General features: G+C 71.3%; 9 protein-coding genes, 2 tRNA genes and 1 pseudogene. 5 read left to right on the top strand and 7 right to left on the bottom strand.

Annotated elements, in window-relative coordinates:
• Positions 1–61: 61 nt before the first annotated feature.
• On the bottom strand, positions 62–3,136 hold the full coding sequence (locus ABZ406_RS01255; protein WP_357755022.1) for a VWD domain-containing protein: 3,075 nt from the start codon (positions 3,134–3,136) through the stop codon (positions 62–64).
• Positions 3,137–3,334: 198 nt separating this feature from the next.
• On the opposite strand from ABZ406_RS01255, the gene ABZ406_RS01260 reads away from it, so the two are divergent.
• The gene (locus tag ABZ406_RS01260) at positions 3,335–4,999 is read left to right on the top strand and encodes a Na+/H+ antiporter (RefSeq protein WP_357755460.1); all 1,665 of its coding nucleotides are present in this window, start codon (positions 3,335–3,337) and stop codon (positions 4,997–4,999) included.
• 72 nt (positions 5,000–5,071) lie between these two features.
• On the opposite strand, the gene ABZ406_RS01265 is transcribed toward ABZ406_RS01260, so the two are convergent.
• Positions 5,072–5,144: transfer RNA gene (locus ABZ406_RS01265), tRNA-Lys, on the bottom strand.
• A 188-nt stretch (positions 5,145–5,332) separates the two neighbouring features.
• Between ABZ406_RS01265 and ABZ406_RS01270 the strand changes: the two genes are divergently transcribed.
• Both ABZ406_RS01270 and ABZ406_RS01275 read left to right on the top strand, forming a co-directional pair.
• Positions 5,333–6,595, top strand: a complete 1,263-nt coding sequence (locus tag ABZ406_RS01270) for an Ig-like domain-containing protein (protein ID WP_357755025.1) — start codon at positions 5,333–5,335, stop codon at positions 6,593–6,595.
• Positions 6,596–6,844: 249 nt separating this feature from the next.
• Entirely contained in the window at positions 6,845–8,137 is a 1,293-nt protein-coding gene (locus ABZ406_RS01275; RefSeq protein ID WP_357755027.1) for an Ig-like domain-containing protein, read from the top strand.
• Positions 8,138–8,276: 139 nt separating this feature from the next.
• Here ABZ406_RS01275 and ABZ406_RS01280 read toward each other — a convergent pair.
• Positions 8,277–8,352: transfer RNA gene (locus ABZ406_RS01280), tRNA-His, on the bottom strand.
• A gap of 103 nt (positions 8,353–8,455) precedes the next feature.
• Positions 8,456–9,046, bottom strand: a complete 591-nt coding sequence (orn, locus tag ABZ406_RS01285; protein WP_357352045.1) for an oligoribonuclease — start codon at positions 9,044–9,046, stop codon at positions 8,456–8,458.
• A gap of 72 nt (positions 9,047–9,118) precedes the next feature.
• Here orn and ABZ406_RS01290 point away from each other — a divergent pair, with 72 nt between their 5' ends.
• Positions 9,119–10,402: a glycosyltransferase family 87 protein gene (locus ABZ406_RS01290; RefSeq protein ID WP_357755030.1), complete on the top strand. Its 1,284-nt coding sequence runs from the start codon at positions 9,119–9,121 to the stop codon at positions 10,400–10,402.
• 339 nt (positions 10,403–10,741) lie between these two features.
• Here the strand turns inward: ABZ406_RS01290 and ABZ406_RS01295 are convergent.
• From ABZ406_RS01295 to ABZ406_RS01305, 3 genes and pseudogenes are all read right to left on the bottom strand, one after another.
• Positions 10,742–11,020: pseudogene (locus tag ABZ406_RS01295) on the bottom strand (hypothetical protein); the annotation flags it as partial.
• A gap of 687 nt (positions 11,021–11,707) precedes the next feature.
• Positions 11,708–12,445 (bottom strand): YcnI family protein, encoded by a 738-nt coding sequence (locus ABZ406_RS01300; RefSeq protein WP_357755032.1) that lies wholly within the window; start codon positions 12,443–12,445, stop codon positions 11,708–11,710.
• 17 nt (positions 12,446–12,462) lie between these two features.
• Positions 12,463–14,130, bottom strand: coding sequence for a copper resistance protein CopC (locus ABZ406_RS01305; protein ID WP_357755034.1), 1,668 nt, complete (start codon positions 14,128–14,130; stop codon positions 12,463–12,465).
• Positions 14,131–14,302: 172 nt separating this feature from the next.
• Here ABZ406_RS01305 and ABZ406_RS01310 point away from each other — a divergent pair, with 172 nt between their 5' ends.
• Positions 14,303–14,893, top strand: coding sequence for a sigma-70 family RNA polymerase sigma factor (locus ABZ406_RS01310; protein ID WP_357755036.1), 591 nt, complete (start codon positions 14,303–14,305; stop codon positions 14,891–14,893).
• Positions 14,894–14,922: the final 29 nt, after the last annotated feature.

The following is a 14,922-nucleotide window of genomic DNA, read 5'->3' on the forward strand; positions in this document are numbered from 1 at the left end:
CCGGCAACGGGACGAGACGCTAGCACGCCCCGGACGCCACCCCGAACAGGCAGGGTCCGCCTCACCGCAGGGTTAGCGTGACCTGCCCGGTCGCCACCCCGGACGGGTCCACCACCACCGTGTACGTGCCGGAGACCGGCAGCGTCGTCGGCTCGATGTCGCCGGCACCGTTTATCACGCAGCCGCTGGTGATCGGACTGCCGTCGGGGGCGCGGAGTTCCAGCACACCGCACTGGTCGGGTAGGTCGGACGCGGTCGCCGTCAGACTCACCGACGTGCCGGCGCTGGCGCTGAATCGATAGGTGGTGACCGCGCCGGGTCGGTCGACTGTGGCGACGACCGGCGGACCGCCGACGGTGATCGTCGCCGCCCGGTCGCGGCTGCTGACCAGCCGCAGTGTGGCCGCGCCGGTGGTGCGTCCGGTCGGATCGACCACGACTGTGTACGTCCCGTCGACGGGCAGCAGCGTGCCGTCGATCTCGCCGACGCCGTTGATCACGCAGCCGCTACTCAGCAACCGGTCCTCGGCGTCGCGCAGTTCCAGCGGGGAGCACTGGTTGGTGAGTGTGCTCGTGGGCACCTCGACGAAGACGCGTTCACCCTGCTGCCCGGTGAAGCGGTACCGAGCCCGCGCCCCCGGGTGGTCAAGTGTCGCGGTGACCTCCGGGCCGTTCGCCTCAAGCGTGCCGTCGACGTCCCGGGCCACGTACACCCGGATGGCGGCGCGTCCGGTGTCGCCGGGGGCGGCGGTGACCCGCACGGCGTACGTGCCGGCGGTGGTGAGGTCGACGCGGTCGACGTACCCCATGCCGTTGATGTTGCAGCCACCCCCGACCACCTGGCCGGTCGGATCGGTCAGCACGTACGGCGTGCAGCGGTCGGCGATCCCGGGCGCGGTGGCGTCGACGAAGATGGCGTCCCCGGCCCGGCCGGGGAATGTCAGTGGCGCCCCGCCGGGGGTCAGACCGGCGGTGGCCGCGGGTACGGCGGTGATCGACGCGGCGGCGGGCGGGGCGACCCGCTCGGTGGAGGCCCCGGCCACCGCGAACTCGGGGCGGCCGCTGACGGCGACGTCGAAGACGCACTCGGCGAGCTGGGCGGGGGCGGTGACGCCGGCCCAGCGGCAGATCTGCTCGGCCGTGGCACGGCGGGTCGGGTCGAGGTCGCCGACCGTCACCTCCCGTTCGGGGAACGCCCGGTCGGTGAACGTGCCGCTGTCCTGCCCGTCGTCGTAGTGCAGCAGCGAGCGGTCCGGGGTGATCCGCCAACTGTCCGCGTACGCCGGGTAGAGCTGCGCGAACGGCACCGGCTGGCCGAGCGCGGGCCCGGAGGGGGGTGCGATGTCGTCGGCCGGGTCGCCGTCGAAGTCGCCGAGCAGGCCGCGGACCTTGCCGGCCCGGCCGTCGGTGAGCTTGACCAGCACCCGGTAGCCGTAGTGGCCGATCTGGTCCACCGCCGCCGCGGAGCCGTCCGGCCACGTCACGTCGTACCCGTCGGCGGGTCCGGTGTCCGAGGGGCGGCGGGTCAGGGTGCCGCCGCCGGGCAGGTCGGTGCGTTCCGGCGGCGCGGCCTGTGACACGCCGTCGACGTGTACCCGGGTGCCACCGTCGGTGAGCGTGAGCGCCACCCGGTGTGCGCCGACCCGGAACGCGACAGCCGAGTTGACCGAGGCGGTCCGGGTGCCGGCCATCGGCGCCTGGCGGACCTGCACCTCCAGCGGGTCGCCGGCGGTGGCGGTGACGAGCGTGAACTCGCCCACTGCCTGGAAGTCGTAGGCGACCCGGTCGAACGTGACAAGGTGCGGGTCGCCGTTGCTGCCGCCACAGGTGGCGCCCTCCTCGCAGAGCTTCACCGGACCCTTCTGCGGAGGAGTCTTCTTCGGCGGCTTCTTGCACTCGTCGAGGTTCTTCGGCAGCGGCTTCCCGTCGTACTCGGTGCGTGGTGGCAGGCCCTTCGCCACCCGGTAACGGTTCTCCGCGAGAGTGGCCTTCACCTCGGCGGTACGGATGCCGGTGCTGCCACAGTCGCCCTGCGGAACCTTGCTCTGCGAGATGTCGTCGGCGTGGTTCAGCTCGTGGTAGAGCGCGGCGCAGGGGTCCCGGACCACGCCGTCGCCGTACGGGTCGACGGAGGTCGGATTCCAGGTGACAGTGGAGGAGCCCTTCCCGGCGGGGCTGTCCGGGGTCTCGAACGCGCCCGAGCCGCCGGTGGTCGGAATGATCCGCACGCGGGGCGACTTCTTGTCCCGCAGGCGCGGGAGCAGGCCGGACGGGTCACCGCCGGGGGCCGAGAACCCGGTCAGGCAGGCGTCGACAGCGCCCTGGAAGTCGACGCCGCTGACCGGCACGCCACCTGTCGGGTCCACCGTGTAGTCGGCCCGGGCCGGGCGCGGCCCGCCGACGACAAGTGCGCCGACGCACAGCAGCAGGGCCACGGCGGCGGCGGTCGGCCGGTGACGTTTCCGCAGGAGGGTCACCACCACTACGGCGATGAGCAGCGTCAGCAGCAACGCCGCGCCGGCGATCCACAGCCAGCGCGGGCCGGACGCGCCGCCGTCGTCGATGGTGAAGGTGGTGGTCCGCAGCGCGGTCCCGCCCGCGCAGAGGCTTGTCGCGCCGGTCACCGGCAGTGGCAGGTAACCGGCTGTCACCTCGTACCGGCCGGGGGCGCCGACCGGCCACAGCGTGTCCAGGCCACCTCCGTCCGGGGTGGCCGCCACCGAACGGAGCACCACCGCGTCCGGCGTGTCGCCGTCGTGCAGACGTACACCGGTCAGGCGCACCGTCGTGTCCGCGCCGGGCTCCACAGTGGTGAGACCGGCGGTGGCGGCGGCACCGATGCCGTCGTCGTGGAAGCTGCGGGCGAGCGTCGGCGTGAGGTCGCGTCCGTCGAGGCGTACCCCGGTCACCTGGACAGTGCCGACGGCGCTCGTCGGCAGCGCGCACGCCGCGCCGGTGGTGTTCGTGACAGTGAGGTCGAGGCGGACCTGGTCGCCGACCCGGTAGTCGGCCTGGCCGGGCCGCACGGCCAGGCCGAGGTCGCCGTCGGTGGGCGCCGCGGCGGCGCTCACCGCACCGGCCGCCAGGGCGGTCAGCAGTACGGGAAAAGTGACCGCGAGTCGCACCGTCCACCTCATGGAGCGGACTGTAGGGCCACGACGGTCGATCTTCGCGCGCTCTGTCGGAGACCGGTCTTCCGGTGATCAGGCGGGTACCCTCGTTACTGCTGCAAGCTGCGCCGACGGCGCCGCGTTGCCGGTTCGGCCGCGAGCCCGCGGTGGCTCCGAGGAACCTCGCGCCGACCCAGGGGAAGTAATCAGGTGAGCACCCATTCGATGCTCTTGTTCGTGCTCGCCGCCGTCGCGGTCATCGTCGTCGTGCGGTGGGTGGCGGCCCGCACCGGCCTGCCGGCCGCGGCGCTCCTGCCGCTCATCGGCATCGCGTACGCGCTGCTACCCGGCCCCAACATCAGCCTCGACCCCGACCTCGTGCTCATGGTCGTGCTGCCGCCGTTGCTCTACAGTGCCGCGCTGGACTCCTCGCTGCTGGACATCCGCCGGAACCTCCGCATCGTCGTCAGCCTGTCCGTGCTGCTGGTGCTCCTCACCGGGGTGCTTGTCGGCATCGGGTTCCACCTCTTCGTCGCCGGGGCGACGCTCGCCGCCGGAATCGCCGTCGGCGCCGCCATCGCGCCACCCGACCCGGTGGCAGCCCTGGCGGTGGGCCGCCGCGTCAACCTGCCCCCGAAACTGGTCACGATCATTCAGGGCGAGGGGCTGCTCAACGACGCCACAGCGCTGACGATGCTCAGCGTCGCGGTGGCCGCCGCCGTCGGCGGTACGTTCTCGTTCCCGTCCGCGGTTGCCCAGTTCGTGCTGGCGGCCGTCGGCGGCGTCGCCGTGGGGGCGGCCGTGGCCTGGCTGGTACGGCTGGCCCGACCGTTCACCGCGGACCCACTGTTGTCGAACGCCATCTCACTCGCGACACCGTTCGTGGCCTACCTGTTGGGCGAGGAACTGCACGTCTCCGGGGTGCTCGCGGTGGTGATCGCCGGGCTGATCGTCGGCCACCACACACCGCAGCTCACCTCCGGTGCCGCCCGACTACAGACCAACGCGGTGTGGCGGCTCGTCGACTTCCTCCTCGAAGGCTTCGTCTTCCTGCTGATCGGCCAGCAGCTCCCCGAGGTCGTGAAGGGCCTCCGTCAGTACGACACGTCGACGATCGTCATCGCCGTCGCGATATCGGTAGGCGTGGTGCTCCTGCTGCGCCCCGCGTGGCTGGTGATGACCCAGTCCCTCCCCCGGTCGCTGCACACCCGCCTGGGCGGCATCTCCGAGCAGGAGGACCCCGACGAACCCGTCGGAACCGCCCGGCAGATCGAACGCGCCGACCGCAACGCCCGCCGACTCACCTCCCGTGAGGTGGTCGCGCTGAGCTGGTCCGGAACCCGTGGCGTGATCAGCCTGGCGGCGATCTTCACCCTGCCGTTGACCACCAGGAGCGGTGCGCCCTTTCCCGACCGTGACCTCCTGCTGTTCTGCACCTTCGTGGTCGTCCTGGTGACACTCGTCGGGCAGGGTGTGACCTTCGCGCCGCTCGTGCGAATGCTGGGCCTGCGCGCCAACGAGACGGACCAGGCCCGCGTACGCAACGAAGCCCGCTCGGCGGCGGTCGAAGCCGCCCTGGCCCGCCTCGACGACGTCGCAGTGGAACCGGGCAGCGCGGTGGCGGTCAACACCACCCGCACCCAGCTACTGGCCCGACTGGCGCGCTACCGCGGGCGGCTGGACCTCCTGGAGCAGAGCGACTCGTCCGAGATGCCCACCTCACCGGAGTACGAGACGGCCCTTCGCGTCCGGCGCACAGTTATCGACGCGCAGCGCGAGGAACTCGTACGCTGGCGCGACTCCGGGCGGCTTCCGGACGAGGAACTGCGCGTTCTGGAGCGGGAACTCGATCACGAGGAGCTGCTGCTCCCGAGGCGGAATTCCGGCTGACCTACCGCCGTGTGGATCGGCACCACAAAAAAGCTCCGACGAGGTGAAAGACACCCGTCAGAGCTTTGTTTGTGCGCCGCCAGGGACTCGAACCCCGAACCCGCGGATTAAGAGTCCGCTGCTCTGCCAGTTGAGCTAGCGGCGCTCGTTCGGCAACGGAGAGAACATTAGCACCCCTCCAACACGGGCTCCAATTCGGTTACCCGGGTCCCCCCTTCGGTCGAGCTTTGCCGGCAAAAAGCCCCAAAACGACCACCGTCGCCAAGATCGGGGCATGGGTTGCGGCGTCGATGCGGCACGATGTCCGCCAGGTACGCGAGAACAGAGGTGGGCATGGCACGGTTCACGCGAGCCGGGGCGGTGGTGGGCGCCCTGACTCTGGTGGCGTCGCTGGCGCTGACCGGATGCGGCGGCGACGAGAAGAAGCCGGAATTCGTTGGCGGGGCGTCCTCGGACGCGAGCGCCACCCCCGGTTCGGCCGCACCTTCGACGCCGAGCACACCGAGCGGGCCGGCGCTCACGCTGAGCCCGGCGAACGGCGCGAAGAACAGGCCGGCGAGCACGGAGATCAGCGCGAAGCTCCCGGGCGGCGGCAAGGTGTCCGCGGTGACGCTGACGGCGGACGGCGGCGGTTCGGTCGAGGGCAAGCTGCGGACCGATGGTTCGGCCTGGGTGCCGTCCACCCCCTTGAAGTGGGGCACCCGCTACACGGCCACGGTGACGGCGAGCGCGTCGGACGGCACGAGCAGCCAGGGCACCAGCAGCTTCACCACGATGGCCAAGCCGAAGTCGACGATCGGATCGGGCCTGTACCTCTTCGACGACAAGAGTTACGGGGTGGCCATGCCGGTGGTCACCGAGTTCCACCCGGGCATTCCGAAGAAGGACCGGGCGGCGGTGCAGAAGCGGATGTTCGTTCGCACCGACCCGCCGCAGCCGGGCGCGTGGCACTGGGTCAGCAACGGCACGCAGGCCTACTACCGGGCCCCGGAGTACTGGAAGCCGGGCACCACGATCACCGTGCGGATCGCCCTGGCGGGGGTGCCGCTCAGCAACGGCAAGTACGGCGACGTCGACCGCAAGGCCACCGCCAAGATCGGCCGGTCGTTCGAGATGAAGGTCGACAACGCCAACAAGAAGATGACGGTGTACGAGAACGGCGCGCCGGTACGCACCATCCCGGTGAGCCTGGGCAAGAAGAGCACCCCGTCGTCGAGCGGCACGATGGTCGTGATGGAGAAGAAGGAAGCCACCGTCTTCGACACCCGGGACGACCCGGACCCGGCCAACCGCTATGTGACCGACATCCAGTTCGCCCAGCGGCTCACCTGGGGCGGCGAGTACATCCACGCCGCACCCTGGTCGGAGCACGTGCAGGGGCGGCAGAACGTCTCGCACGGCTGCGTGAACGTGTCGATGGCGAACGCCAGGTGGTTGTTCGACAAGACCCGGGTCGGTGACCCGATCACGATCAAGGGCACCGAGCGCAGGGTCACCGCCGGCAACGGTTGGACGGCGTGGAGCCTGAGCTGGTCGGACTTCATCAAGGGCAGCGCGTTGCCGGTGCCCGGTGGTGGGGCCGGCCCGGCGGTCTGAGTCGTCGGCAGTGTTGCGCCGGCCCCGCCGTTGGCGGGGCCGGCGTACCCTTGCACTCCCGCCGCTCATCGACGGCGCGGCGACCCCCGCACTCCCGGTACGGAGACGAACCAGGCTCACGAAACGCCGGATAGTAGCAGGATTCGGGCACTATTGATTGCGTGTTTCGCTTCACCCTCGGCAACCGGGGCCGGCTCTCGCGCGTCAGTAGGAGACGATGGGGCAGCGACCACGACTGTGAGGGAATTCATGCGAGCTAGCCAGGACCAGCTGATCAGGCCAGGCGGGCGGCGCCGTGTGTTCGCGGCGGGGCTTCTCGCCGTGGCGCTGGCCTTCACCTCGGCCTGCACCAACGGCGACGGCGGAAAGCCGTCCTCGTGGCACGGCGGCGGCGACAGTCCGACACCGAAGGCCGCGGCGACGATCAGTGAGCCGGCTGCCGACGCCAAGGACGTGCCCGCGTCCACCGGCATCACCTTCACCACGAAGGACGCCGTGGAGTCCGCGGTCGAGGTGAAGGACGCGGCCGGCAAGGCGGTCGAGGGCACCCTCGCCAAGGACGGCAAGTCGTGGCTGCCGACCGGCGCGCTGGCGTACGGCACGAGCTACACGGCCACCGTGACCGCCAAGGGCGACGACGGCCTTCCGGCCACCGCGACCAGCACCTTCACCACCATGGCGAAGCCCGGCAATCAGGTTCGGGTGAGCAGCTTCCTCGGTGACAACCAGGTGGTCGGGGTGGGCATGCCGCTGATTGTGAAGTTCAGCCGGAACATCCCGGAGGACTACCGCGACGACGTGCAGCGCCGGATGACAGTCACCTCGACCCCGGCGCAGGAGGGGATCTGGCACTGGGTCAGCCCCACCGAGGTCCGGTACCGGCCGAAGGTGTTCTGGAAGACCGGCAGCAAGGTCTCCTACCGGGTGCAGGCGGGTGGCCTGCCGATGGGCGACGGCTGGTACGGCCGCTCCGACCTCTCGGTGGACGTCAAGATCGGCGCTGCGGTGGTCATGACCGTCGACAACAAGACCAAGCGGATGACTGTCACCCGCAACGGCTCCGTGGTCAAGACCATCCCGGTCAGCCTGGGCAAGAAGAGCACCCCGTCGTCGAGCGGCACCATGGTCGTGATCGAGAAGCTGCGGAAGACGGTCTTCGACACGTTCGAGGAGTTGGGCCCGGAGGAGGGCTACCGCACCAAGATTGACTTCGCGCAGCGCCTCACCTGGGGCGGGGAGTTCATCCACGCGGCACCCTGGTCCGAGGGGCAGCAGGGCACCACGAACGTCTCGCACGGTTGCGTGAACGTGTCGATGGCCAACGGCGACTGGCTCTTCAAGAACACCCAGATCGGCGACCCGATCACTGTCAAGGGCACCGAGCGCAAGCTGCAGAACGGCAACGGCTGGACCGACTGGAACATGAGCTGGGACGAGTACGTCAAGGGCAGCGCCCTTCCGTACGAGCCTCCGGCCGACCCGGACGCCGCCACCCCGACCCCGGACGCGGCGGTCACTCCGTCCCCCACGCCGACCGCCTGAGCTGGATCCACTCGCGTTTCCGGAAATCGGGGCATCCCGCTCGATCGGATGCCCCGATTTCCGGAAACCAGAGTCGATCACCGGCCAGCAGGTAGCGCCGACAACGACGAAGGCCCCCTCCGAAGAGGGGGCCTTTGTGTGGGGTGACTGAGGGGAATTGAACCCCCGACAACCGGGACCACAACCCGGTGCTCTGCCAACTGAGCTACAGCCACCATGCCGCCGTCGCCCGGTCGATCGCTCCGGGCGGGGTGCGGACCAATAATAGCCACACCACGGCCGGGCACGTCCAGCGGGTTGCCGGTCAGCGCGGCAGGGTCAGAGTTCGGCGGCGATGGCCTTCGCGGTCTCGACATCCGGGCCGGGCAGCGGAACGAAGACAGTGCGCCGGTAGTACTCCAACTCCCGGATGCTCTCCCGGATGTCGGCCAGGGCCCGGTGCGCGAGACCCTTCTGCGGCTGACCGAAGTACACCCGCGGGTACCACCGGCGGCAGAGTTCCTTGATCGACGACACGTCGATCATCCGGTAGTGCAGGTGCGCGTCGAGGCGGGGCATGTCCCGGGCGATGAAACCCCGGTCGGTGGCGATGGAGTTGCCGCACAGCGGCGCCGTCCGCGGGTCCTTGACGAAGGTACGCACGTACTCCAGGACCAGGTCCTCGGCCTCGGCGAGGGTGACCGCCGAACGACGGACCTCCTCGGTGAGGCCGGACTTGGCGTGCATCGTCTGTACGACCTCCGGCATCCCCTCCAGCGCCGCCTCGTCGGCGTGGATGACCACGTCGACACCGTCACCCAGCACGTTGAGGTCAGGATCGGTGACCAGTGCCGCAACCTCGATCAGTTTGTCCCTGCCGAGGTCCAACCCAGTCATCTCACAGTCGATCCAGACGAGGAGATCAGCCACCGGGACAGCCTACGCGCAGCCCACGCCCTGCGGCTGCGCGCTCTCGGCCGACCGGCCCGCTAGGGTTTCGGGGTGCCAGCAGAACCCGTCGCACCGCCCGCCGTCACCGACGACGATCCCGGCGGCCGTACGGTCCGCCGCCTGGTCGCTGTGGTGGCCCTCGGCGCTGTGCTGCCTGCGCTCTACCTCCCCGGCCTCGTGCACAACTTCTTCGATCTCAAGATCTACATGTCCGCGATGGACTGGTGGCGCGTCGGCCACCCGCTCTACGACTACGTCCAACCCGACCGGGTGCAGGGCGAGTTGTACTTCACCTACCCACCCTTCAGCGCGCTGCTGCTGTGGCCGTTCGGTCTGCTGCGGCTCGGCGCCACCGTGGCGATCTTCACGGCGCTCACCGTGCTGGCCGTGGTGCTGACCACCAGGTGGCTGGTGGCGCCGGTGATCGCCCGACACGACCTGCCCCGGACGTTCACCATGATCGCCGCCGTCCTGCTGGTGCTGGCGGTGGAGAGCATCCGCGAGACGATCACCTTCGGCCAGATCAACATGCTGCTGATCGTGCTGATCCTGGCCGACCTGCTGTTCGCGGTGCCGCAGGCGCGACGGTGGGCCGGGGTGGGCGTGGGGCTGGCGACGGCACTCAAGCTCTTCCCCGGCATCTTCATCGTCTACCTCCTGGTCACGCGGCGGTGGTGGGCCGCGGCGGTGGCGAGCGCCACCGCGGCGGCGGCGACAGTGCTCGCGGCGGCGATCGCCCCGCGCGACTCGTGGCGCTTCTGGACTCACGAACTGTGGACCACCGAGCGGGTCGGACGCACCGACATCGTCGGCAACCAGTCGCTGTTCGGTCTTCTCAGCCGCTTCACCGAGCCGGCGAAGCCGGACCGTCTGCTCTGGCTGCTCGTGGTCGCCGTGGTCGCCGGGTACGGGCTGTGGCGGGCCGCCCGCGCGGCGCGGGCCGGTGACCAGTTGACCGGGCTGACGTTGACCGGGTTGGTCGGGGCGCTGGCGAGCCCGATCACCTGGACCCACCACATCTACTGGTTCGTGCCCGCTGTGGTGCTGCTCGCCGACGCGGCGTTGAGCGCCGACCGCCCGGACGAGGTGCGTCGACGGCGGTGGCTGGCCGGGCTCGCGCTGGGCATCACCGCCGTGACCATCTACGGGGTGGTGACGTTCCAGGCCTGGGGCGCGGGACCGGTCCGCACCCACAACCCGGTGGACTTCGTCCTGCAGAACACCTACGTGCTGCTCAGTCTGCTGCTGCTGGTGGCGTTGCCGGTGCGCCCGGAAGTCCGTGCGGAAAATCGCATCAAATGGACAGAAGTCCCGAGTAGCCATGATCGCCGCTAATCTGTCCTCATCTACCTCAAGCGTCGCTCGGGTAGCACCGCTCCCCCGGTGAGAGTGGCCCTCCGCGTCGGCAGCGCGGAGGGCCACTCGCCGGTCCACCGCCACCGAGGCCGAGCCGTCAGCCAGCGGAACCGGTCACCTGGCGGGATCTCCACCCGCCTGACCGTCGACCGGTGGGACCGCCACCGGTCGAGCGGTGGGTTCGTCAGCGTCGGCCGGCGGCCAGGCGAGACTCAGCGTGACCTCCGGCGGGCGGGGCAGCCGGACCGCCTCGTCCAGGTCGGCGAGGGTCGCGGCACGCGTGGCGGCGATCGCCGAGCGGGAACGTTCCGCCGCTCCGGAGCCGACCGGAGCGAGTTGTCGTACCGGCAACGCCGGGGACCGGTCGGGTTGCCGAGGGCCCAGGCCACTCAGCGAGGTGACCCCGAGCCGGCCGGCGAGCACCGGCACCTGGTCCGGTTCGACCACGAAGATCACCTCGCGCGGGCGCACCTGTCGCAGCAGGAGCAGCGCCGCGCCCACCATCAGCAGCACGCCGGCGGCCAGCAGACCCCAGGTGACCGGGCCGGCCCACTCGGCCCGCAGCTCGACGCGCAGGTCCAGGGACAGGTCGGCACCGCCGTCGAGGCGCATCACCACCAGGCTCATCGGTTCGCCGGCCAGGTCGTCCGCGCTCCACTCCAGCGAGCCGATTCCCTCGCGTACCCAGAAGGGCCGACCCAGCGGGGTGACCGGCCCGTCGGCCGTCGCGACGCCCGGGGTGTCGACGGCCGGCCCGGCCGGATCGAGCCGGACCGGCAGCGGGCCGCGGGCCAGCGCCACCCGGCGGACAGTGGCGTGCGGCACCGCCTCCAGCCAGCCACGCACCTCAGCGGTGGGCGCCAGCCCGACGAAGGCCGGCCCGCCCGTGGTGCGGGCGTCCACCCGCAGCCGGGTCTGCGCGGCTCGCGCGAAGGGCGCCTCCTGTCGCAGCAACCGGTCCAGATCGGTGACCACCACCGCGTGACCGGGTGTACGGACCGTCTCGAAGCGGGCGGCGAAGGCCCCGTCGGGGTCGGCGTGCCGGGTCACCAGCCACAGCCCGCCACCGGCGAACAGCGCCGGAATTCCCACCACCAACAGCAGCACTCCGGCGATCACCCGCACGAACCGCATCCGCACCGTCCCCCTCCGTAGCCAGATACCCGGCCGACCTTACCGACGTACACCGTCTGATCAGGGGATATCCACGGCACGGTCGGCACCGGCCGGGGAAAGCACGCTGGCCCGCCGGATCATCCGGCGGGCCAGCGGGTGGGACGGAGGTCAGGACTTGGCGGCCGGCTCCCGGCGGGTACGCGCGAACGCCAGCCCACCCAGCGCCAGGCCGGCCAGACCGGCGACCAGACCGGCCACCCCGAGGCCGACAGCGAGCCCGTTGCCGTCGTCGTCATCGTCGTCGTCGCCGGGCGAGGCGACGGCAGCGGTCGGCGTGGCCGAACCGGCGGGTGCCGCCGCGGCGGCCAGGGTGAGCACCGGCGCCGGGTGCTCCGGCTCCTCGGCACCCGGTGCCGGCTCGTCGATCCACCGCGAGACGTTGCCGTCGGAGTAGGTCTGCAGGACCTTGAAGACCATCGAGTCGACCTGCGGCAGCGGCCCCAGCGAGACCGGGAACTCCTGGAACTGGCTCGGCTTCACCCCCGCGTCGGCGGACGCCGTCCAGGTGATCTTGGAGACGGCCTCGGTGAGCTGACTGCCGTGCACCTCGATCGGCGGGTCCACCTTGCGCTTCTCCGTGGCGACCGTCCAGCCGGGCACGGGCATCGTCGACACCGAACCGACCGGGGCGTTCTCCGGGAGCACCACCTCGAGCTTGACCGTCGACGCGCTGTCGCTCTCGTTGGGCACCCGGAACGCCACCCGGGCGTAGCCGCCCTGGGTCGCCTCCTTCGGGTTCACCGTGACGTGCGCGGACGCCGGTCCGGCGAAGCCGAGCACAGCGGTGGCGGCGGCGGTGAACGCCAGGGCGGCAGCGGCGGTTGCGGTACGCCGGAATCGGCTCATGGGTTTCGCGGACCTCTCTAACGGATGGGCACGGTGGCGGTCACCGTGGCCTGGTCGATGTCTGTCGTTCGGGCGGTGATCTTCAGTTGCCACTCGCCGGCGGCCGGCAGGCTGATGTCGCCGTAGGCGTGACTGTCCGTCAACCGCAGCAACGGCACGTCGATCGGCTCGATCCCGGCCGAGGGCAGCGCCACCGTCGCCTTCCACTCCGCGACGAGCAGCGGTTGGTTGTCAGTGCCGTACGCGTACAGGTGCACCGAGTTGTTGCCCCGCTGGGCCGGGCTCACCTCGACCTCGACGGACAGCAGCGGGCTGGAGAGCCTGGTGCTGAAGAGGCCGGACTCGGCCCCGGCGGACGGCCCGGCCGCCGCGGTGCGGGCGGGTGTGGTCTGCACGAGCGTGGCGGACACGGCAAGCACCACCACGGTGACCGCCAACTCCACCAGGACCGCCCGGCGCACCGGCACCGGACGTTGCGCCGCGACCCGGCTGCGCACCAACTGCCGGGAGTACGCGGCCACGCCGATGACGATCGTGAACAGCGCGATCTTGGCGAGCAACAGACGCCCGTACGTGGTGTCGAATAGCGCCCGGAGGGTGGCGACCTCGATGAGTGCCTGGACGGTGCCGGCCAGCAGCAGCGCCGACACGGCGAGCGCCGCCCAGCGCGACCAGATCGGCAGGATCGCGCCCAACTCCCGCTCGTCGGCCTGGCGCAGCAGGAAGACGGCGAGCATGAGCAGACCGCCCAGCCAGACCGCCATGCTGCCCAGGTGGACCGCGTCGACCACCACGGAGACCGCCGGTGCCGGGGAGGCCGCCGGGTGCCCGGCCAGCGGCCAGGTCAGCAGGGCGGCGCCGCCGAGGACGGCCAGGATGATCGCGTCCGCGCGGCCGGCGGGCCGGGCCAGCAGCGGGCGGAGCAGGAAGACGGACGCCGCCAGCAGGCCGAGCCGGACCAGGTGGGCGGCACCGAAGGCGCTGCCGAAGACGGAGCCGAACCCCTCGCCGGTGACGTCGAAGAGACCACCACCGGCCGTGTAGGGCACCTGCAACCACAGGTCGGCGAGGGTGGCGAAGGCCACCAGCCCGAGACCCGTCCAGGCCAGCCGGGTCGGCCCCCGCCGGGAGAGTCGCCGCGGCCAGAGCGCGGCGAGCACGAGTGCCGGCCCCACCAGCAGCACCAGGCCGGCGTAGCCGAGGAAGCGGGCCACCTTCACCGCCGTCTCCACCACCGGGTTGGCGCGGCTGTCGGTGCCGGAGTCGACAGGCGGGGTCGAGGGTGCGCCGACCGAGTAGGTGAACGCCCCGGAGACCGGGTGGCTGTCGGCGGAGATCACCCGGAAGCTGACCAGGTAGGTGCCCCGGGCACCGCCCGGGTCCACCGGGATGGTCACGACAGTGCTGCTGAACGACGGTTCGCCCCGGTCGGCCCGGGAGCCGTCCGGGGCGATGATCCGGATCTTGCCGGGAACCTTGCGGACCGACTCGCTGAACGTCAGGACCACCTCGGACGGCCCGCTCGGCACGATGGACGAGGCGGCCGGACTGCTGCTCTCCAGCACCGCGTGGGCACTGGCGGAGGTGGCTGGCGCGATCAACAAGGCGACGACGGTGACCAGGAGGCCGGCGGCTGCGGCCAGCCGGGCAGCCCAGCGGCGGGGGGCGACAGTCATGCCGGCCATGGTCGCCGATGGGTGTCCCCTTCGGCGACCCGAGGGGGGTGGTCGCTTCTGTGGTCGCACGTCATGAATTGGTAGTCGGCCCGGGTCGGGGAAAAGTTCCCGACGTGGCGCAGACCATCCAGGAGCCGAACGACCCTGACGCCCCGCCGTCGGCCGCGTAACCTGCTTAGTCGTGATCCCTGTCCCGCGTGACTCCGGTGCCGCCGATCCGGCGGGGCCGGTCGACGAGGTCGCCCGGGACCCGGCAACCGAGTCGGCGCTGGCCGCCCGCGCCGGTGACCCCACCGCCCAGGCGGCGTTCGTCCGGCTCACCCAGGCCGAGGTCTGGCGATTCGCCGCCGCCCTGGTCGACCCGGACAGCGCCGACGACCTGACCCAGGAGACCTACCTGCGGGCGTTTCGAGCCCTGCCCGCGTTCGAAGGGCGCTCCAGCGTCCGCACCTGGCTGCTCGGCATCGCGCGGCGGGCCTGCGCCGACCACCTCCGCACCGTCATCCGGCGTCGGCGACTCGACGAACGCCTGGTGGCGAACGCGTACACCGACCGACCGCATCCGGACCCGGCCGGTCAGTTCGGCGCCGCCGACCTGGTCCGCCGCCTCGGCCCCGAGCGGCGCTCCGCGTTCGTGCTCACCCAACTGCTCGGCCTGTCGTACGCCGAGGCCGCCGCCGTCGAGGGGGTGCCGGTGGGCACCATCCGGTCCCGGGTCGCCCGGGCTCGTGACGACCTGGTCGAGGCGGTCGGCGACGCCCTGGCCGGCTGAACCTGGAACTTCCGGCGCGGACGGGACGA

The sequence above is a fragment of the Micromonospora sp. NPDC005710 genome (assembly GCF_040630995.1).
Lineage (GTDB): Bacteria > Actinomycetota > Actinomycetes > Mycobacteriales > Micromonosporaceae > Micromonospora.